At 39.5% G+C, this 19,874-nt stretch carries 19 protein-coding genes; 8 read left to right on the top strand and 11 right to left on the bottom strand.

Features of this window, described 5'->3' with window-relative positions:
- Positions 1–341 precede the first annotated feature (341 nt).
- The 9 genes from ptsG to yccS form a co-directional block, all read right to left on the bottom strand.
- Positions 342–1,748 carry a PTS glucose transporter subunit IIBC gene (ptsG, locus tag G322_RS0109755; protein WP_022941611.1) on the bottom strand — a complete coding sequence of 469 codons (1,407 nt, stop codon included), beginning with the start codon at positions 1,746–1,748 and terminating at the stop codon, positions 342–344.
- A gap of 307 nt (positions 1,749–2,055) precedes the next feature.
- Entirely contained in the window at positions 2,056–3,444 is a 1,389-nt protein-coding gene (dbpA, locus tag G322_RS0109750) for an ATP-dependent RNA helicase DbpA (RefSeq protein WP_022941610.1), read from the bottom strand.
- Positions 3,445–3,569: 125 nt separating this feature from the next.
- Entirely contained in the window at positions 3,570–4,796 is a 1,227-nt protein-coding gene (locus G322_RS0109745) for a trypsin-like serine protease (RefSeq protein WP_022941609.1), read from the bottom strand.
- A 9-nt stretch (positions 4,797–4,805) separates the two neighbouring features.
- Positions 4,806–5,153, bottom strand: coding sequence for a putative quinol monooxygenase (locus G322_RS0109740; protein ID WP_022941608.1), 348 nt, complete (start codon positions 5,151–5,153; stop codon positions 4,806–4,808).
- 66 nt (positions 5,154–5,219) lie between these two features.
- A complete protein-coding gene (locus tag G322_RS0109735) occupies positions 5,220–5,684 on the bottom strand; it encodes an NfeD family protein (RefSeq protein WP_022941607.1) in 465 nt (154 codons plus the stop codon).
- A 50-nt stretch (positions 5,685–5,734) separates the two neighbouring features.
- The gene (locus G322_RS0109730) at positions 5,735–6,709 is read right to left on the bottom strand and encodes an SPFH domain-containing protein (protein WP_022941606.1); all 975 of its coding nucleotides are present in this window, start codon (positions 6,707–6,709) and stop codon (positions 5,735–5,737) included.
- Between the two features lie 176 nt (positions 6,710–6,885).
- The gene (gene efpL / locus G322_RS0109725) at positions 6,886–7,452 is read right to left on the bottom strand and encodes an elongation factor P-like protein EfpL (RefSeq protein WP_022941605.1); all 567 of its coding nucleotides are present in this window, start codon (positions 7,450–7,452) and stop codon (positions 6,886–6,888) included.
- 37 nt (positions 7,453–7,489) lie between these two features.
- Positions 7,490–7,816: a TusE/DsrC/DsvC family sulfur relay protein gene (locus G322_RS0109720; protein WP_022941604.1), complete on the bottom strand. Its 327-nt coding sequence runs from the start codon at positions 7,814–7,816 to the stop codon at positions 7,490–7,492.
- A 12-nt stretch (positions 7,817–7,828) separates the two neighbouring features.
- Entirely contained in the window at positions 7,829–10,006 is a 2,178-nt protein-coding gene (yccS, locus tag G322_RS20410) for a YccS family putative transporter (protein WP_022941603.1), read from the bottom strand.
- A gap of 317 nt (positions 10,007–10,323) precedes the next feature.
- On the opposite strand from yccS, the gene folD reads away from it, so the two are divergent.
- The 8 genes from folD (at position 10,324) to G322_RS24180 (ending at position 17,247) form a co-directional block, all read left to right on the top strand.
- Positions 10,324–11,178 (top strand): bifunctional methylenetetrahydrofolate dehydrogenase/methenyltetrahydrofolate cyclohydrolase FolD, encoded by an 855-nt coding sequence (gene folD / locus G322_RS0109710; RefSeq protein ID WP_022941602.1) that lies wholly within the window; start codon positions 10,324–10,326, stop codon positions 11,176–11,178.
- Positions 11,179–11,417: 239 nt separating this feature from the next.
- A complete protein-coding gene (locus G322_RS0109705) occupies positions 11,418–12,617 on the top strand; it encodes a diguanylate cyclase domain-containing protein (protein WP_022941601.1) in 1,200 nt (399 codons plus the stop codon).
- Between the two features lie 235 nt (positions 12,618–12,852).
- Complete coding sequence (locus G322_RS24200; protein ID WP_051143756.1) at positions 12,853–13,200, top strand: hypothetical protein; 348 nt, start codon at positions 12,853–12,855, stop codon at positions 13,198–13,200.
- A gap of 70 nt (positions 13,201–13,270) precedes the next feature.
- Complete coding sequence (locus tag G322_RS24195; RefSeq protein ID WP_051143755.1) at positions 13,271–14,017, top strand: hypothetical protein; 747 nt, start codon at positions 13,271–13,273, stop codon at positions 14,015–14,017.
- 67 nt (positions 14,018–14,084) lie between these two features.
- On the top strand, positions 14,085–14,426 hold the full coding sequence (locus tag G322_RS24190; RefSeq protein ID WP_245542302.1) for a hypothetical protein: 342 nt from the start codon (positions 14,085–14,087) through the stop codon (positions 14,424–14,426).
- Positions 14,427–14,584: 158 nt separating this feature from the next.
- Positions 14,585–15,928, top strand: coding sequence for an FAD-dependent oxidoreductase (locus G322_RS21745; protein WP_245542301.1), 1,344 nt, complete (start codon positions 14,585–14,587; stop codon positions 15,926–15,928).
- A 90-nt stretch (positions 15,929–16,018) separates the two neighbouring features.
- On the top strand, positions 16,019–16,765 hold the full coding sequence (locus tag G322_RS24185) for a YeeE/YedE thiosulfate transporter family protein (RefSeq protein ID WP_245542300.1): 747 nt from the start codon (positions 16,019–16,021) through the stop codon (positions 16,763–16,765).
- A complete protein-coding gene (locus G322_RS24180) occupies positions 16,762–17,247 on the top strand; it encodes a YeeE/YedE thiosulfate transporter family protein (RefSeq protein ID WP_245542299.1) in 486 nt (161 codons plus the stop codon). The genes G322_RS24185 and G322_RS24180 overlap by 4 nt, the downstream gene beginning before the upstream one ends.
- Positions 17,248–17,288: 41 nt before the next feature.
- Here G322_RS24180 and G322_RS0109685 read toward each other — a convergent pair whose 3' ends face one another.
- Both G322_RS0109685 and G322_RS0109680 read right to left on the bottom strand, forming a co-directional pair.
- Positions 17,289–18,245 carry a sensor domain-containing diguanylate cyclase gene (locus tag G322_RS0109685; RefSeq protein ID WP_022941600.1) on the bottom strand — a complete coding sequence of 319 codons (957 nt, stop codon included), beginning with the start codon at positions 18,243–18,245 and terminating at the stop codon, positions 17,289–17,291.
- Positions 18,245–19,243 carry a response regulator gene (locus tag G322_RS0109680; protein WP_022941599.1) on the bottom strand — a complete coding sequence of 333 codons (999 nt, stop codon included), beginning with the start codon at positions 19,241–19,243 and terminating at the stop codon, positions 18,245–18,247. The genes G322_RS0109685 and G322_RS0109680 overlap by 1 nt, the downstream gene beginning before the upstream one ends.
- Positions 19,244–19,874 lie beyond the last annotated feature (631 nt).

Genomic DNA, 19,874 nt, shown 5'->3' with positions numbered 1-19,874 from the left:
AAAGATAATTCTTTCAAAGATAGTGTTGCAGGTAAGATGCAACGAGCTTGTTGGGATCAGGATTTTAGGGCTGAAGTCCTTTTTGGATAAAATTCATACAAAGCGTAATCCGCCCCTGGTAGCAAGGGTGGTTGAACTGCATAAATAAAAAAAAGTAGAAATAGATAACCGAAGGAGAGTTGGTTAGTAATCGTTACACAATAACTTGCGCTAAATTGTTTTCAAAAATCCTGAAATGACTGGTTATTTTGAAAACAAAAGCGCAAGTAATTTTGAAGCCGATCCTTAGTGCTATTTCTACTTTGAAAAGAGCAGGCATACAGGGTATGCCTGCTAAGTCTTTACTTAGCTAGATAAGCTTCCATGTCGGTTTTTAAGTTATCAGACTTAGTACCAAAGATAGCTTGGATACCGTTACCAGACACCACAACACCTGCTGCGCCAATCTTTTTCAGACCTGCTTGGTCTACTTTTTCGATATCATTTACGCTAACACGTAAACGGGTAATACAAGCATCTAAATTATCAATGTTTGACTTACCACCAAAGGCTGCCACTAACGCTGCTGACATCTCTTCGTTATTAAGTACCACCGTTTCTTCTACTTCTTCATCTTCACGGCCTGGTGTTTTAAGGTCTAGTACTTTAATAAAAACACGAAATAACGTGTAGTAAACAACTGCGTAGATAAGACCAATACCAATAAATAACCAGAGACTTGATGCATTAGCAGAAAGTACCAAGAAATCAATTAAACCATGTGAGAATGAAGTACCGTGAACCATACCTAACATGTTAGTAACAACAAATGCAGAGCCAGCAAGTAAGGCGTGAATCGCATATAAAACAGGTGCAACAAATAAGAATGCAAATTCGATTGGTTCAGTAATGCCCGTTAGGAATGAGGTTAACGCAGCAGATGCCATGATACCCATTACTTTAGCGCGATTTTCAGGTTTTGCTGAATGCGCAATCGCGATTGCAGCCGCTGGCAAACCAAACATTTTAAACATGTAACCACCAGCAAGTTGGCCAAAACCATTACCCGCAGCACGTGATGCATCATCAGCAGATAGGTAACAAGTTAATATACCGTTTAATTGCTCACCCGCTAAGTTAGTACATGTACCTGCTTCAAAGAAGAAAGGGACATTCCAGATGTGGTGTAGACCAAATGGGATTAATGAACGCTCAACAACGCCGTAGATACCAAATGCAACAGTAGGGTTTTGATGTGCCGCCCAGTCAGAGAATGATGCAATAACAGAACCAATCGGAGGCCAAACAACAGAAAGGATTGCGCCTATTATGATAGCCATTAAGCCTGTCATAATAGGTACAGCACGTTTACCAGCAAAGAAACCTAAGTATTCAGGTAATGTAACGTTGTAAAAACGGTTAAACATTACCGCTGCAATACCACCCGCGATAATGCCGCCTAATACACCCGTGTTAGCGCCTGGTGCTAGTGTTTCAACAGTCTGCGTCATGATGTAGAAACCAACAGCAGCGGCAAGACCTGCAACACCATCATTCTTTGTAAAACCTAGTGCGACACCAATTGCGAATAACAATGCCATGTTACCAAAAACAGCACCACCAGCTTGTTCCATTAATTGTGACACAACGTCAGGTAATATGCTGAACTTAGCTGCACCCACACCCAGTAAAATACCTGCAATTGGTAATACTGATACGGGAAGCATTAATGACTTCCCTACTTTTTGTAAACTTCCAAATATATTCATAACAACACTCCAGTGATGGTTTTATTTAAAAAGACGAGATTGATAGGGGGAGTATAGCCTTGAGTAAATAAAAAACATGATAAAAGGATCACATAAAAGAGGAAGTTACGTTTGCTTACACTGTGGTGTGATGTTGTTACGTTATATTACAAATTGTGGCTAGAATGTTACTTTGGTTTGCTGTAGTGCTGTTTCTTAGCGGTTTTTAGTTGTTTTAGATAATTAAACTATTTTAAAACAGGTGTAAATAAGCCAGTTTAATTGATTTCTTATTAAACTGGCTTTGAATGTAGGTGATAAAAATTTGTTATCCGCGTACTACCATTACACGGAATTTACGCCCTTTTAGCTTACCCTCACTGAGTTTTTTGAACGCGACTTTAATACTATTACGTGCAACGGCTACATAAGCCCAGTTAGGTGAAACTTGTATTTTACCTATCTGCTCAAAGGTTAGAGCGTTATCTGAGGTTAATGCGCCAACAATATCACCGGGGCGAATTTTCTGTTTTTTACCTCCTTCGATACGCAGAGTGATCATGGTTGATTGTATTGGTGTTTTATCTAATACATCTTCGCGAGGCAGTGCATCTTCAGAAATCGTGCGATCTAAGTAATCTTCCAGTGCAATAATACGGTTGGCATCTTTATGATTATAAAAAGAGAAAGCTAACCCTTTGTTACCTGCGCGACCTGTACGTCCGATACGGTGTACATGTACTTCTTGGTCGTGGGCAATATGAAAGTTAAACACCGCACTTAGATTGTCGATATCGAGGCCACGCGCGGCCACATCGGTGGCAACTAAAATGGTTGCACTTTTGTTAGCAAAACGGATCAGCGCTTGGTCGCGGTCTTTCTGCTCTAAATCACCATGCAGTGCAATGGCGCTAAAACCACGGTTAGCCAACTCATCATTTACCTCTTGTACTTCACGTTTGGTATTACAAAATACCAGCGCGGATTCTGGCTGATATTGCAGTAGCAATAAACGCAGTGCAATCATGCGATCTTCATTGTTTGATACTTTATAAAAATACTGGGTAATACTGCTATTATCGTGTGTCGAGTCCACTTTTACGCTAACAGGTTTGATTAAAATACGGCCTGCAATACTTTCTATCTGGTCGGGGAATGTCGCGCTAAAAAGCAGTGTTTGTCGGTCGCGTGGTGCTTGCTCAATGATGTTATCAATGGCATCTTGAAAGCCCATATCGAGCATTCTGTCTGCTTCATCCAGTACTAAGGTTTCAACATCATCAAGCACCAGTGTACCTTTGCGCAAATGATCTTCAATACGCCCCGGTGTGCCGACAATAATATGTGCGCCATGCTCCAATGAGCCAATTTGTGGGCCAAACGGCATACCACCACAAAGGGTTAATACTTTAATATTATGAATGCTACGTGCTAGGCGGCGGATCTCTTTGCCTACTTGATCTGCAAGTTCACGGGTTGGGCACAAAATAAGTGCTTGAATACGAAAACGTTTAACATCAAGTTTGTTTAATAAACCCAGACCAAAGGCAGCGGTTTTACCTGAGCCTGTTTTACCTTGGGCGATAATATCTTGCCCCGCTAAAATGGTGGGTAAACTTTGCGCTTGGATCTCTGTCATTTCATGGTAACCAAGGGACTCAAGATTGCTAAGCAGGTCGCTGTGCAGGGAAAGGGTTGAAAAAGGTTGCTGACTCAAAATTGAATTCCTATTGGCTAATTGGCAAAAGCGCTACCATAACAGGTTGTGACTTTGTTCACAAAGTATGAGAATTAAATTTGTATAAAAAAAAGGGCTGAAAATCAGTCCTCATTAAATTTATTTTAGCAATAGCGACGCATTAATAAAAGCGGAATTGAGAGTAGAAAGAGCAGAGTTCCGCCTCCGCCACCTGAGCTACTCGGCACTATTGAGGGGGGGGCTTCAGTTGAGTTTGGGTCACGCGCACTTCCCGTTAATAGCGTGGTTGTTGTTATTGAATTGGGTAAATTACTTTCAATAGAGAGCGTTGCTTGTGTGATTGATGCCTCTACAGGTGAGTAGGTAATCTCTAATGAACAGGTTGTTTCACTTGCTATGGTTGCACAGATTTCCCTATCAAATGAAAATGTGCCTGAGCCAGTAAGGGAAAATAAAAGTTGTGCTTCGATCTGTGCATTATTACTGATAGAGAGTGTTTTTGTTTGTGGCATATCAATTAAAACTTGCTTAAAGGTGACTTGCTCATCTGCGATGATCCCGGTAAGAAACGTGTTTATCCAGTTTTTATAAACAGCGAGACGTGTATATACACCAGGATTTCCTGCTGATGCACAGCCCGCTCCCCAGCTGACAATACCTATCTGTTTCCAAGTACCATCGTTATAAACTAAAGGGCCACCACTGTCTCCTTGGCATGCATCTTTTCCACCTTCGGCAGGGGCAGCACACAACATTGTTTTTGGATCGTAGTTATCGCCTAAATTCACTGCACATTGGTCATTTGTTTGTAAAGGTAACGAGACCTCTCTTAAAATAGTTGGAAAGCGAGGAGAGACAGTCTCTGAAGGCGCATAAGCAACGGTTGATCCCCAGCCAATGACGGTAACATCATCTCCAAAACTAATTACCTCAACGGTTGTACTGAGATCAAGCGCGGGGAGGGGGGTAATACTATTCACCGCTTGGCTAAGACGTAATAACGCAATATCGTCACCACTTGTACTGTCATTCGTATTATAATCGCTGTGAATATAGGCTCTTGTCACGGTTATTCGAGGTGTTGCAGGTTGAGACTCAAGGTCATATTCACCCACCACGACACTCATCTGGTGACTGGGTATCTGTTTTCCATCATCAAATAAACAGTGGGCGGCGGTCAGTACGGTTTTATTATCGATAAGCGTACCGCCACAGGCATAACCACCCGCACTAACACTGACTATCCATGGCCAACTGCCGTCTGAGCTCTCTTGTCCGCCTACTACTCTCATCGATATTGTGTTATTAGTCGCAATGGCAAACGTGCTATTTAACAACAGTAATGGGATTAGTATCTTGCTCTTTTTCATTATCATTCCTTAATATTGGGGCGCGTCATAACCCTCTGGCTGATCGCTATACACACAGACATTGTAATCCTTAACTAGCCCAGTTTCTGCTACGCAGTGCGTTTCAAAGAAATCAACAATCTCTTTACGTTGGCAATGTGCTTCAAAAGCGACTTTATCTTTCCAAATTTCATTAAACACCAGAGGAAAGCTTTTTCCCTCTGCAAAACTACTCTCAATTTGGCGCGTTACAGTATATTGAATACAACCATCTTCACGGTGTGAGTTAGCCTCTAAAGCTTGTAATACGCTGAACAGTTGTGCTTCTTTGCCCTCTTTTGCTTTAAACATCGCGATACAGTAAATTTTCTGAGACATAGTGATAAAAACCTTTTAGTAAAATGAAAAAATGGTAACTAGTTAGCCTAGTTACCATTTTATAGTTTATTTTACGATCAAAATATTACCATCAACCGCACAAATTTTAACACGCTCTCCGGTTGCAATGCTTTTAGCAGGGCTATCATCGGATAAGCGTGCGTTCCAATTGATACCAGAGTGGCGAACGTTACCGCCATGGTGTGTCACGGTGTCACTGACGGGAACCATTTGGCCAATCATATCACTGCTGGTATCACTGACATTGCCACTGCCTTGAAACTGCTTGAGTGGTTTCCACATGACGAGACTACTTAGCAGGGTGAAAACACCCACAAACAGTAGCTCCATCTCCCATGTACTCACGATATTAAGTGAGACAAGAACGCCCGTTAGGGCACAGCCAATAGCAAAAAATAGCAGTGGCCCACTCAGACCAATTAACGTCAGTTCAACAAGTAGCGATATACCTGCAAAAATATAGAGCAACTTATCGTGGTTATTAAACAGATAATCAATAATGGTATCCATATAGTTCCCTTTTGTTATTATTTAGCTATTATTTGGCTACTATTTAGCCATTATTCAGCTAATTTTAGTGAACTTGAAACGGCAATCGCTTGGGCCACGGTATTAGCAATATTATCACCGGTATTACCGTCGGTTAAGATAACAGAGCCTTCGCGAGCAATGGCTGCATGCGCTTTAATCGCCTCTTGTGCCAGTGTGAGTTCAACCGCTTTTTTACCTTCAGGGGTTATCGCTTGCTCACCAATCACTTGTATTGCCTTGGCTTCTGCTTCTGCAACCAAACGAATCGCTTCCGCTTTACCCTGCGCTTCTAGCATGCGTTTTTCTTTTTCCGCTTCTGCTGCTAATACTTGCTCTGATTTGGCTGCTTCTGCATCTAATACACGAGCTTGTTTTAGGCCTTCTGCTTGCGTGATTGCCGCTGTTTTTACACCTTCAGCGGTTAAGATAACACTGCGTTTCTCACGCTCAGCGGTCATCTGTTTTTCCATATCTTCTTTAATAGACTGTGGCGGCGTAATATCGCGAATTTCGTAACGCGTGACCATCACGCCCCAAGGTTGGGTCGCTTCTGTCATCGCTTTTAAAATATTCGCATTAATCACATCACGATTTTGGAAACATTCATCAAGCTCCATAGAACCAATCGCATTACGCATAGTGGTCGTGGCCAGTTGGATAACTGCCATTTTATAATCGGTGATATTATTGGTGGCAGCCGCCGCATCGATTACTTTCATAAACAAAATACCGTCAATTTCCAGGGTGATATTGTCTCTGGTAATTGCGGATTGCGAGGCGATATCCAGTGATTGCTCTTTTAAGTTGCGATCCGCTGCAACGCTTTGTACAAAAGGGATAATAAAGTTAAGACCGGCGCCTAACGTGCCTGAGTATTTACCCATAGTATAGATAACATACCCACGGTTTTGCGGGACAAAGTAGATTCCTTTTTTGATTGTGAATAGTATAACTGCAACCAACCAGATCCAAGGTGATGTAGTAATAGAAAGTAACTCGTTCATATTTAAGCCTCTTTAATAGTAATAAAAATTTAATCATGACATTTAATGCCTTGATTAAATCATTTTTGACTCAAAGAAGAAAGGTTTAATATGATGTGGTGTGATTATAGGAAGATAAATTGTATTTGCTCACTCTTTTTCTGTGGTAATAGCGAGCAAACAAGATTGATAAGTAGCTAAGCGCGACTCATAAATTTCTTTTCTGCGCAGTTAATTTTGATTGTTTCACCACTGGCAATATATTCGGGCACTTGCACCACTAAACCTGTTTCTAGGGTAGCAGGCTTGGTGCGGGCACTTGCTGATGCGCCTTTAATTGATGGGTCTGTTTCAGTGATGATCAGCGCCACAGTTTGTGGTAATTGCAATGCAACGGCTTGACCGTCAATCACTAATACTTGCAAACCTTGGGTATTTTCCGTGATAAACAGGCATTCATCTTCAATTTGATCTTTACTGAAGTTGTAAGGTGTGTAATCTTCGCTATCCATAAACACCAGCTCATCACCGTCTGCGTAAGAGTACATGACATCACGGTGAATCAGATCTGCGAGTGTCAGCATGTCGCCATCTTTAAAGGTTTCGTCGGTTTTTGAACCTGTGACTACATCATACATACGCATACGATATAAACTTCCCCCCGCACGGCCTTGTGGCACAGAGCGTTCAATGTCTTTTATGATATAAACACTGTTATTAAATTCGATAGCACTGTTTTTTTTCACGTCACTTGCTTTTGGCATTTTAAAATTCCTTTGTTTTTTATTGTTTGTCTACTATTTATATACAGCGTGCAGGTTTGGGCAATCCTGCAATTTTTGTGGCTTGTTTTGCGGGGCCTTCTGGAAATAGGCGGTATAAGTAGCGACTATTAACGGCATCGGCTCCCAGTTTTTTTTGCATCGCTTTAACCAGTGCGCGAATAGCGGGAGAGGTATTAAACTCAAGGTAGAATTCACGTACAAAAAATACCACTTGCCAATGTTTTTCGCTGAGTTGAATCGATTCTAACTTGGCAATTTCAACGGCTAAACGTTCAGTCCACTGTGTTGAATCTAGCAAGTAACCTTGGTTATCGGTTGCGTACAGTTGTCCGTTAAATAGCACCTTTTTTTTCCTCTATTGCGCATTTTTATTGCTGAAGTCTACCTGTTGTAAAAGCAGTTGTATATCAAGTGCAGTAAATGCGATTAAACGGAGTTGTTCAACAATTAATAGTGCTTCACCAGAAAGGGTAGGTTTATAGTTTTCAAACTCTTCAATGGTAATAACTATTTGTGTTTCATCGAGTTGCTGAGGCTCATAAGCGAGTGCTATCTGTTTTGCTGTGGCATTGACGAGGCCTTGTAGGGCGATACTGTTTGCAAAATTGTCCAGCTTATGACGATGAGAGGCAAGCGCTGCGATATAGGAAACCAGCGCATCACAACGATTGACCAACGCATAGACTTCACGATTTAACTTTTGTTTGGAACTTGGCTCAAAGAGCATACTTTGCCATGCACAAGCAAGTTTGGCATCGGCTTGAAAGGCTTGAAAACGGGTTAAACGATAGGTTAAATTTTCGCTACGACCATGCTGGTATTGTCGACTGACTTGATTAAAGTAGCGATTACTTAATGTCAGTAGATCTTTGACCAGAGACGGGAAACGTTGAAATTGCCAATCAGGAAAGATAAAACTGATTGCAAGTACACTTAATAAACACCCAAGCAGTGTTTCTAAAATACGTGCGGGCAAAATATCAATGCCAGTGCCTGTTAATAGGTTAAATATAAACATCACATACAGGGTGCTAAAAATAACCGCTAATGCGTAATTGGTACGCAGATAGTTAAAGAACAGAAAGGCGCTTAAAATCATAAAAAACACTTGCAACAGGGTATTATCAACCATTAATAGTACTGGGTAACCCAGTACTATTCCTGCTAAAGTACCTAATGTTCTTTGTATTAGTCGTTTACGTGTTTCACTAAAGCTTGGCTGGCAAACAAATAAAACCGTCAGTAGTAACCAAAAGCCATGCTCTAGTTGAAAAGCTTGTTGAATAACAAATGCCATCACTAAACTGATACTGATGCGCACTGCATGTTTAAAGGTGCTGTTTTTAGGTGAAAGAGCCTGAAACAGTGTTTTCCAAAATGATAATTTTTCTACTGCTTCAATGTCAATAATGATAGCGGTTAATTCACTTTGTTGGCTTACCGATTTGAAGAGATGATAAATGCCTTGCAGGTTATCGTAGATAGCCTGTAGGGCTAACATCGCTTCACTGTCATTAAGCTGTGGCTGTTTTTGTTTTAATAGTTGCAGTTGATCTGCTAACGCTTTCATTGTCCAAATTAAACGTCGTGAGTGTTGGTAACTTTTTTTATCATTAATGGCGACACCTAATTGATAACAATCTTCACTGAGTTGTAAAAATAGTTGGTGGTAACCCTCTAATATTTGACTCTTGCCAAAGCTATTTTCTAATTGGCTGTAAAGGTATTGGCTGGCGGTGATACGTTCATGGATCTGCTCTGCAATAATATAGCATTGGTTTAAATGCTGCAGTTCATGCGGTTTTTGGCTGGCATTAAAACGTGATTGGATAATACTCTGTGATTGTTGTAAGCGTGCCATGATGGATATATTGCGGATCGCCAGCTGCTGGCGAATGGCATAAAGTGCTTTTTGGTTGTAGCCCTCTATCTCATTAAATAGCGCTGATTTTTGTTGTTGGTAACGACTTAGTGCAAAAAAGAGTTGTGCAAGTTGTTCGCGCAGTGAGCGGTTAGGGCTATAAAAATTCCAAATAATTGAAAACAGCCCATACCAAAGTGCGCCCAGTGTTAATAGCAGTGGTTGTTCAATCCAAAGAAGACCATCTTGATGACCTATCATGGTATAGATTGCGATCAAAATAGCGCCAAATCCAATTTTACTGTAATGGCTACCCAGTGCGCCAAGCATCATAAAAGCAAAGCTTGAGAAGAGTAGGCCAAGTGCAAATAAAACAGGGTAGGGCATTAACAGTTCAACACTGCTCGAGGCGATAAAAAAACAAGCTAATATAGTTAAAATAAATTTTAGACGCCCCTTATGATTATCGTCGTTTTCAACAATGGCACTGGCCATCACCCCTAAACAGAGTGAAATTGAGATGTTTAAAGACGACTGTTCAAAAAAAGGCAGTGTGAGACCAGAAAATGTTGGGATAAAAGTGATGATCATGGCAATGAAAACACGAAACCCTGCATGAATGTTGGAGTCTGATATGAGGCGACGTAATAGTGGGGTAATGGCGATTTTCATAATAACCTTTTCGTAAGAGCTGGAAATAAAGACACAGCAGTGTAACCAATGAAAAAACTAAACCTTTGATCTTAATCTTAAACTGTTTGATTAAGAAAATATTTTATTCTTATGTAAAAACACATCGAGAACAAATCAATGAAGATCAATTAAATTTATGGTGATGGAGTGATAATACCCGCTTTCACGTAGTGAAAGGCGAGCACCGCGAGATAGCGTGCTGCGGAGATTTTTAATTCAGCGCAATTTATGTGACATCAAAGCTCAGTTTTGCGATAATGTGCGCAAAATTTATATAATTAATAAGAGAATGGATCATGTCTGCACAAATCATTGATGGAAAAGCGATTGCAGCTGCAATTACTGACAAAGTGGCCTTAGGTGTCGTGGCCCGAGTTACACAAGGTTTACGTGTTCCGGGTCTTGCTGTGATACTCGTTGGTGGCGATCCTGCCTCACAAATCTATGTGAGCAGTAAACGTAAAACCTGTGAAAAAGTGGGTTTTACGTCTAAAGCGTTTGATCTACCAACGACCACTACACAAGATGAATTATTAACGCTTATTGATGAATTAAATGCAGATAAAAGTATTGATGGTATTTTAGTACAGTTCCCTCTTCCTGATGGCTTAGATGAAACCATGGTGATTGAGCGTATTCATCCACATAAAGATGTTGATGGTTTTCATCCTTATAATGTGGGCCGTTTAGCACAACGCATTCCACTACTGCGTTCATGCACACCACGTGGCATGATCAGCATGATTGAAGCAATTGGTGTTGATATCAGAGGCAAACATGCAGTTGTCGTTGGTGCATCGAATATCGTTGGTCGTCCAATGACATTAGAGTTATTACTGGCGGGTTGTACTACGACTACTTGCCATCGTTTTACAGAAGATTTACAAAGCCATGTTGAGCGCGCCGATATCTTAGTGGTTGCGCGTGGTAAAGCGAACTTTATTCCAGGGGCTTGGATTAAAAAAGGCGCTGTCGTGTTAGATGTAGGTATCAACCGTTTAGAAAATGGTAAAATAACCGGTGATGTGGAGTTTGATACGGCTAAAGAGCGTGCTGCTTGGATCTCGCCTGTTCCGGGGGGAGTTGGCCCAATGACTGTTGCAACACTTATTGAAAATACCTTGTTTGCTTGCAATGAATTTCACAGTTAAATCACTATAAAGTATTGTAATTGTAAAATAAAAACAAAAGGGCTGAAAGGCCCTTTTTTATTGGCTACATTTGGCTTAAAAACTGTGAGGCTAAGCAAATTATGATTAATAAAAATGGGTATTAAATGATCTCTATATTGGGAACGTATATTATCTGTACATTGTCGTAATAACGTATTGTATTGATGGATAATTAAATTGCGTTGTTAGACGACCATAAAAATATAAGGGAATAGCTGATGGCACAAATTAATCAAACAGAGGGTCATAATAAGGGTTACGACGCAACAAAAGGTGAAGCCGTTGTTGATATTAGTAAATATCAAACCTCAGAAGAGAAAGTAAGCTCTAAGCGTTCTGCATTTGAGCAAGTAATGTCGCAAATGAACATCGCTGATCGCCATGCATTTGATGCACAATATGATAAATATTGGCAACAAGCGAGTGATGAAGGTGAACTGCTCTCTGTATTGATTTGTGAAATTGATTTCTTTAACGCTTATAATGATAATTACGGTCATCAAGGCGCCGCATTTATGCTATTGGTTATCGGCTTAGCATTAAAAAATAGCTGTGAAAAATTTGGTTGCTTCTTAGCACATTATCGCGATGATGAATTTGCTATCTTAATTAAAGGGGGTGATGTAGAAACCTCACTAAAAATTGCAGAAGCACTGCGTCTTGCTGTTGAAGTTTCGCGTACTGAACATAAACACTCCCAAGTGAGTGATGTAGTGACATTAAGTATTGGCATTTCTAGTATTTATCCTACATCGATGAAAGTGTTGATGCAAAAATCAGCAAATGCACTCCACAGTGCAAAAAAATCAGGACGTAATCAGGTTTGTGGTTGTGTTGAGCTGAAAAATGAAGAGAGCGGGCTTGCATCAACGCCATTAGAACTTGAAGAGATAAAAGAGCCTGAGCAAAGTGATTTTAAACGTTTAATGTCTGAGATGGAAATTAATGATCGCCGTGATTTTAATCGTTATTTTGTTAGCGCATGGCAGGAAGCGACACGTGATAAAGAATTATTATCAATGGTTATTTGTGAGCTTGATTTCTTTGATGAATATACACAGCACTACGGACAGCAAACCAGTGAAGATATCCTGCTCATTGTTGCTTGTACACTAAAAAGCAGATGTGAAGAGTTAGGTTGTTTTGTTGCGCATCTTGAAGGTGCTAAGTTTGTTGCTATGGTTAAAGCAGGTAATGCAACCAAAGGGTTAAAAGTCGCCGAAAGCTTACGTGCATCTGTTCAAGAGCTTGCGATGGAACATGCTCACTCTCCGGTCAAAAATAGTTTAACCATGAGCTTAGGTTTATCAAATATATTCCCAAGTGATGAAAACTCAATGAAAATATTGATGACAAAAGTGGATTCAGCACTCGGTGATGCGAAATCATCTGGTTATGATCAAATTAGCGTGAGTTAATGCATTTGAAGTAAGCCATTTTTTGGCGATGCACATCATTAGTCATCACGAAAAAACGACTAATAACGAAATGTTGTTAGTCGTTTTTTTTGTTTTAAAAACCATTTCCTGTACTAGATCAACATCCATGATCATTTGTGTCTCACACTTACGGAAATACCTATATATAGGTACTTTTGTTTGATTTACACCTGTAAATTATGTTGTCAATGTTGAATAAAAAGAGTGTAAATAAATGATTGTAACCGCTATTAATTTAACAAGTGACATTTTGTGGGAGTTTTTTCTGCCTCTGCTTATTTTATTAGGTTTATTTATCAACATTAAAATGATAAAAAACCATGCAAGTTTGAGTAAACCTGATTATACACCGTGGCAATTTAATAAAATTAAAGGGGCGTTGTCTATCTCATTAGCCTCTAAAGTGGGCACGGGAGCAATTATTGGTGTGCTGGCCGCTATGTGGAAAAGTAGTACCGACGGCGGGGCGAATACGGGGGGAGTGTTGTTTTTTGGGTTATTGTTGGTATTTTTTTTTGGTGCCTATTACTTATTCAGAAGTGTTATTTACGTAAATTTGTAAACAATCACCACGGGATTTTATTGCCACCAATCTGAATAAAAAATCAGCTACTATTTATGCCGTAGGTTTAGTGACTCTCTATGCATTTGGATTTGTTGGCTTTCAGTTGACCGGTGTGCAAGCGGTGGTTAGGTACGTATCAGAAACCTATTTAGACTATTCATTCAGCGCGAGTAATGCGCTACTTTATATCGTATTGCCCATTATTATTTTTGCTGCACTGGTCATTATTACTAAAAGCCACCTGCTATTTATTAATACCCTTTCGTCCTTTATTTTCTTTATTATTATTGCCTATTTGCTGTTTTTTATGTTTTTTCTTTATCAAACCAGTTATTTTGTTGGTGAGTACTTTAAGCTGATAACGTCACAAATAATGAGCCTTTCAACGGTGGCTATTGGTTTGCCACTGGGGCTGATTATCGCTTTTCAACGAATTATCCAAATTAGTGAAACCTCATTAGGTACGAGTGCATTATCTAGCTCAGACAGAGAAAACTCACCACGACGAGAGGCGATTATTCAAACGATTTCGACATTAATCAGTATCTCTATTGCCGTTATTATTACCAGTTATGTCTTTGCTTATGGACAAACATATATTGATTCTGTGTCATTTTCTGGCAGTAGTTTTGAGCGCATCAGTGGTTATATTTTCACGCTGTTCTCCGTAACAGGTTATGCGGGACTAGTAGTCGTATTACTGTTTTTTATTGTTTCTGGCTTTACTACCATTTTAGGTTCGTTTCATTATGTGAATACCAGTTTACACCTTTCTGAAAATGGACGTGTTATACCATTCCGCATAATATTGTGATCAGGGCTTGTTGAGGAAAAATGATGAAGAGTAAGGCACATGATTGAGTAATAGCTAGCTATTGCGATTGAATGCAACGTCGCTATTTATTATTTTAACCAACAAGATAGATCAGATACTTATGCAGATTGGTATTATTACCTATTTATTATTAATTTCTCTCTCTGGCGCATTGAGTGTGACCCATTTTGATATCATTTTTGAAGCATCAAACTTATTAATGTTTATTGTTGGTGGTGTTGCTGGTGGCGCTTCAACGGCTGCGCGTTGTCGTCGTCATAGTGAAGAAGACACTATTATCATGTTTGAGAAAGGCCCACATGTCTCTTTTTCAAATTGTTGTTTACCATATCACTTAAGTGGTGTCGTTGCGACGGCAGAAGAGCTGATATTGATGAGTCCGAAGTAGTTTGCAAGTCAATACAATATTGATGCACGTGTTGCCAGTGAAGTTGTTTCTATTGATCGCGCCGCTAAAACGATTTTAGTGAAAAATGTTGATACAGGTGAAGAGTACAGAGAATCAGTTACGACAAACTGATCCTTTCTCCGGGTGTAAAACCCATTGTGCCACCGATTCCAGGCATTGAAAAAGTAAACACTTTTTCAATTCGTAATGTAGTGGATATTGATCGTTTAAATAAATTTATCAAAGGTGGTGATACTAAAAATATCAGCGTGATTGGTGGTGGTTTTATTGGTGTTGAAGCAGCTGAAAACTTAAAAGAAGCGGGATATAACGTGACATTGATTGAAGCGATGCCACAGATTATGAAACCGTTCGATTACGGTATGGTACAAATCCTTCATAAAGAGTTATATGATCAGGGTGTGAATTTGATTGTGAATGATAAAGTTAAGCAGTTTGCCAAAAACAAGATAATCCTTGGCTCTGGTAAAGAGGTCGATGCAGATGTTGTTGTGATGGCAATCGGCGTGAAACCTGAAACTGACTTAGCAAAACAAGCGGGACTTGATCTTGGTAAAACAGGTGCAATGAAAGTAAACCAAAATTATCAAACGAACGATGCAGATATCTATGCTGTTGGTGATGTAATTGAGGTTTATAGCTACCTATATAATGAGTACTTTCAATTGCCATTAGCAGGGCCTGCTCAAAAACAAGCGCGCGGTGTTGCTGACCATATTAACGGCATGGCAATTGATAACCGGGGTTATATTGGTTCATCAGTGATTAAGGTATTTGATTATAATGCTGCTTCTACGGGTTTAAACGAGGGGATGATCGAAGCATTAGGGCTTAATATCTCTTACGACACCGTTAAAATTATCCCTAATGATAAAGTTGGTTTAATGCCATTTGGCGCGGTTGCTCACTTTAAATTAGTCTATGAGGTACCAACCGGGCGTATTTTAGGCGCGCAAGCAATTGGTAAAGGAAATATCGATAAACGCATTGATGTTATTGCAACAGTGATTAAGTTTGGTGGCACGATTTACGATCTGAAAGATCTAGAGCTTTGTTATGCACCGCCATTTGGTACTGCAAAAGACATTGTTAACTTTGCAGGTTCTGTCGCAACTAACTTAATGAACAGTGACTTTAAACAGGTGCATGGCGCAGATATCCGTCCACTGGTTGAAAGTGGTGCGTGTATTGTTGATGTACGTGAAAAAGATGAGTTTGAAGAAAGCCATATTAAAGGCGCAATCAATCTACCATTGAGTGAAATTCGCCAACGCACGGATGAACTTCCTAAAGATAAACCTCTCTACCTACACTGTCGTAGTGGTCAGCGCAGTTATAACGCAGTACTTGCACTGCAAAAAATGGGCTTTAAAGATGTTTATAATGTATCAGGTGGTTTTATGGGACTTTGTTTCTTCGAGTACTTTAACGATAAAACATTAAACCGTACGCCTGTTGTAACAGACTATAACTTCGACTAAAAGTGTGGTGATATAAATAGATAAATGATCTCCATATGAGGTCATTTTTTTACATTGAAGATTGGCTGGAAAATAAATAAAACTCAAAATATGCTAGGTGCATCTGTCGCCTTAAGTGTCGTTATTTTTGGTGCATTATGGTTAAAAACAGATGCACTGTTCTTCCGTCTGTTATTAGGTATCGGTTTAGGTTATGCATTAACACGTGGCTTTCTCGGTTTTGCTGGCAGTGTTAATCGTGCTTATAATGGTGGCTCTACAAAGCTGATGATTGTATTAATGTTCATGTTTGTTGTGACGGCAATCATTAATGCTGGTTTTTTATTAAACAGTGAGTTAAGTCATTACGACCTGTGGATTAACCCGATCAACTTAGGCTTAATGGTGGGTGGTTTAATGTTTGGTTTTGGTATGACTTTTTCATCATGTTGTGCCTCTGGGGTGATGACTGATTTAGTGACTGACTTACCCCGCGCAGGCATCACACTGGTCTTTTTTGGCATGGGTGTTTATCTTGGTTTACCTTTACAAAGTAGTTTACCAATGATCACCGATACACTCGTTTCAAGCAGTAGCTTTGCTGGTAAAGGGGTCTTTATGCCAGATCTTTTTGGTAATGGGTTATATGCTTACCTTGGTGCTATTTTACTGACCATTTTCTTTGCTTCTATTGTTATTTATCTGTCGAAAAAGTATGAAAGTAAACGTCGTGCTTCAGGTACATTCTATGGTGTAGATACTGAAATTGAGCAGGAAAAGTGGCTCAAGCTGAAAAAACAGAACCAGTTAAACCTTTTAAATTACTCTCTTGTGAAACTTACGAGAAATTATTTGTGACACCGTGGTCAATGAAAACAGGCGCGGTGATGATCATTGTTTTGTTCACATTAATGTTAGCAACAACACAAACAGGTTGGGGAGCATCAACACCTTTTGGTATCTGGTTTGGTAAAGCGGTGATGTTATTAGGTGTTTCTGTGGAGAGTGTTGCTTATTTTGCCGACCGTCCTGTTGGCATGTTTGCAACGCCCTTTTTTGAGCATCAAATCACCGTGCAAAATGTCGGTATTGTGATGGGCACACTTATTTGTGTCTTACTGATGGGGCAGTTTAGCTTTAAATCTAGCTACTCGGCAAAGCAACTGATGTTATTTGCAATGGGGGGATTAATGATGGGCCTAGGAACGCGTTTTGCGAATGGCTGTAATGTAGGCGCTCTTTATACGCCGATTGCTAATTTATCGTTAGCTGGTTGGATCTTCTTAGTCTTCTTAATTGTGGGTGGTATTTTAGGTAATAAAGCAGCGAGTAGAACTTAAACTAAAAGAGAGGAGATAAATTGTTATCTCCCCTCTTTATTCTAATGTGGGCTAATGCCTATTTTGTTTCTACCTGTGTCTTTCGCAATGTACAATCCTAAATCTGCTGTTTTAATCCAACTTTGATAATTAGGAATATTGCCAGTGATATGAGCAACACCAAAACTGGAGGTGATTTTAACTATTTCGCCTTGATATTTTAACGCAAGCGTTTCAATGCTAGCACGTATTCGCTCTGCTACTAATTTTGCACTCTCAAGTTCAGTATCAACCAGTATTAAAGTAAATTCTTCACCTCCATAACGACCTGCAATATCGGTTTCTCGCATATTTTCACGAATACAATCGGCAACTGCTTTAATAACCTCATCGCCAAAAGGATGACCGTAGCTATCATTCACTTTTTTAAAGTGGTCAATATCAAGCATGATCAACGAGGAGGGCTGTTGTGTACGGGTATGACGTTTATATTCTCGAAAACAGCACTCACGCCAATATCCTTGGTTGTGTAATTGCGTCAGAATATCGGTATGGCTTAAATGTTCTAATTTTTGATTTGCTTCTAATGCCATTTTTTTGTTCAGTGCAACATCGGTAACATCATAGATGATCATGCACACCTGTGTTACTTCTTGGGTAATATCGGTGAGCGGTAAAAAAGTCACATTCTGATACATAAACTCGGCACTGCTGGTAATAGGGCGGTAGCTTTTAAATTTAAACAGGTAGGGGCGTTGCTCCCAAGTGGTAAAGGCTTTATTTTTTAATATATAGATAGTATCAAGTTTTTGTTGTAACCAATCTTTAGGAATATCGCTAAAAAGCTCATTCAGTTTTCGATCCACAACATGCTTGGTTAATAAACCAGAATGATTTTCCATGAAACCATTCCACACTTTGACATTCATTTCTAAGTCAATAACCACTAGACCGACATCAATATTTTGTACCATATCGATTAGCCAATGGATATCTTTAAGCTCTACAGTTGCACTCATTAGTCTAGTAGGTATCCTATTTTGTTGGTGAGGGTATCAATGGAGTCTTCGGTGAATAACAATAAAAGATCACATTTTATTTCGTAATTTTCAATTGCGAAATTTACTTCGATCGCTAATGTTTTTTGCCAATGCGCTTGTCTATCTTTAATTAGATCTGCAACGTGGCAATGTTGCCCAAGTACATTGGGTTGACCTTGACTAAAGTGAATATCAAGTTGCTCAGCAAGGCCATTTAAAAAGGCGCCAATGAGAATGTTAGATATGTCATTCATCACCTCTATTTCAATATGATCGGTTAATTTTTCATCATACTTAAGTAATTTTGCCATATCTTTAAAACTAGAGTCGTGGAAAATAATCAGCGCTTCACCACTAATACCTGAACTAATAAATCCTTGTGAAACGGCTGAAACATTATCATTTTCGGCAATGGAGGTGAGTGCCATGTGTAATTCACTGGTCTCTAAGGTATTAACATTTGGAATGGGCAATAAAACAAATACATCAAGCAGACGTGCAAGTAGATCGCCCGCTCGACCCATAGCGATATTGGAAACTTCCTGCATTGCATCACGTAGCCCAATACTTGCTTGTGCTTCTTCTAACTCTAAAGAGTGGTGGCTACCCGCTTTGTAGATCCCGTAGGAAGCAAGCAAACTCACTAACACTTCTTGATTAATGGGTTTTTGGATAAAGTCGATAGCGCCAAGCGCGCGCACTTTTTTATGCGCCTCGGGTTGAATGTCACCAGAGATGACAATAACAATCGTGGGGAGGTCTTCTTTGCAGATTATTTCTAAAACTTGGTAGCCATCCATGACCGGCATATTAAGATCTAAAAAAACGATATCTCCTTTACCTTGGCGAATTGCTTCAATACCAAGCTCACCGTTTTCGGCAAAACTAACTGAGATATCCCAATCTTTGGGGAGAGAGCGTGCAATTGCTTTTCGTGCTAATGCTGAGTCGTCACAAATTAAAACGGGTAATGACATAAAATTCCTGCAAACGGATAATAAAAAAGATGAAAAATGACTTATGTAAATAGGATAGGACAATAATGATATTTAGCCTTGTCGTTTTGAATGGTTTAGTAAATTTATTAGATAAAACAGATAATTGTGAACTTTATTATCACGATTTTTTTAAAATGACGATAATCAAAGCAGTTAAATTATTAGGAACTCATTAATATGCCTATTTTACATAAAAAATCCCTGTTTATTGGCTTAGTTGTTGGTAGTATTTTAAATTTAATTAACTAATATCCTGCACTTATACCATATATGGACCCTCTCCGATTGCAAGACAATTTTGATCGTTGAAATAGAGTGCATTGCAGCCATATATTCGGCTTTTTTATGAGGTATCACTGATGCCTCTAGCCCTGATGGATTTCCGCCCCTATTACCTCATCAATCCGGCGGCTTATTATAGCCCTTGGTATAAAAAGGTTTCCTATAGGGCAGTGCTGAACTGTATCCCATCAATCTCTATTCTCTAGCAATATTACAGGGTGGTTAAACTTTATTATCGACTGATTAAATTTTATTACTGGCTAATTAACACGTTAACTTACTGCATTTTTAAACTTATAATCTTCCTGATGATACAACATCGCCCACG

It is taken from the genome of Psychromonas hadalis ATCC BAA-638 (assembly GCF_000420245.1).
In the GTDB taxonomy this organism is placed as follows: Bacteria; Pseudomonadota; Gammaproteobacteria; order Enterobacterales; family Psychromonadaceae; genus Psychromonas; species Psychromonas hadalis.
Note: the sequence above shows the minus strand (reverse complement) of the source record. Positions and strands in the feature narration are given on the sequence as shown.

Coding starts and splice junctions, on each gene's coding strand:
- ptsG (WP_022941611.1), bottom strand. CDS start 1,748: ATGAATATATTTGGAAGTTTACAAAAAGTAGGGAAGTCATTAATGCTT.
- G322_RS0109745 (WP_022941609.1), bottom strand. CDS start 4,796: ATGAAAAAGAGCAAGATACTAATCCCATTACTGTTGTTAAATAGCACG.
- G322_RS0109740 (WP_022941608.1), bottom strand. CDS start 5,153: ATGTCTCAGAAAATTTACTGTATCGCGATGTTTAAAGCAAAAGAGGGC.
- G322_RS0109735 (WP_022941607.1), bottom strand. CDS start 5,684: ATGGATACCATTATTGATTATCTGTTTAATAACCACGATAAGTTGCTC.
- G322_RS0109730 (WP_022941606.1), bottom strand. CDS start 6,709: ATGAACGAGTTACTTTCTATTACTACATCACCTTGGATCTGGTTGGTT.
- efpL (WP_022941605.1), bottom strand. CDS start 7,452: ATGCCAAAAGCAAGTGACGTGAAAAAAAACAGTGCTATCGAATTTAAT.
- yccS (WP_022941603.1), bottom strand. CDS start 10,006: ATGAAAATCGCCATTACCCCACTATTACGTCGCCTCATATCAGACTCC.
- folD (WP_022941602.1), top strand. CDS start 10,324: ATGTCTGCACAAATCATTGATGGAAAAGCGATTGCAGCTGCAATTACT.
- G322_RS0109705 (WP_022941601.1), top strand. CDS start 11,418: ATGGCACAAATTAATCAAACAGAGGGTCATAATAAGGGTTACGACGCA.
- G322_RS24200 (WP_051143756.1), top strand. CDS start 12,853: ATGATTGTAACCGCTATTAATTTAACAAGTGACATTTTGTGGGAGTTT.
- G322_RS24185 (WP_245542300.1), top strand. CDS start 16,019: ATGCTAGGTGCATCTGTCGCCTTAAGTGTCGTTATTTTTGGTGCATTA.
- G322_RS0109685 (WP_022941600.1), bottom strand. CDS start 18,245: ATGAGTGCAACTGTAGAGCTTAAAGATATCCATTGGCTAATCGATATG.
- G322_RS0109680 (WP_022941599.1), bottom strand. CDS start 19,243: ATGTCATTACCCGTTTTAATTTGTGACGACTCAGCATTAGCACGAAAA.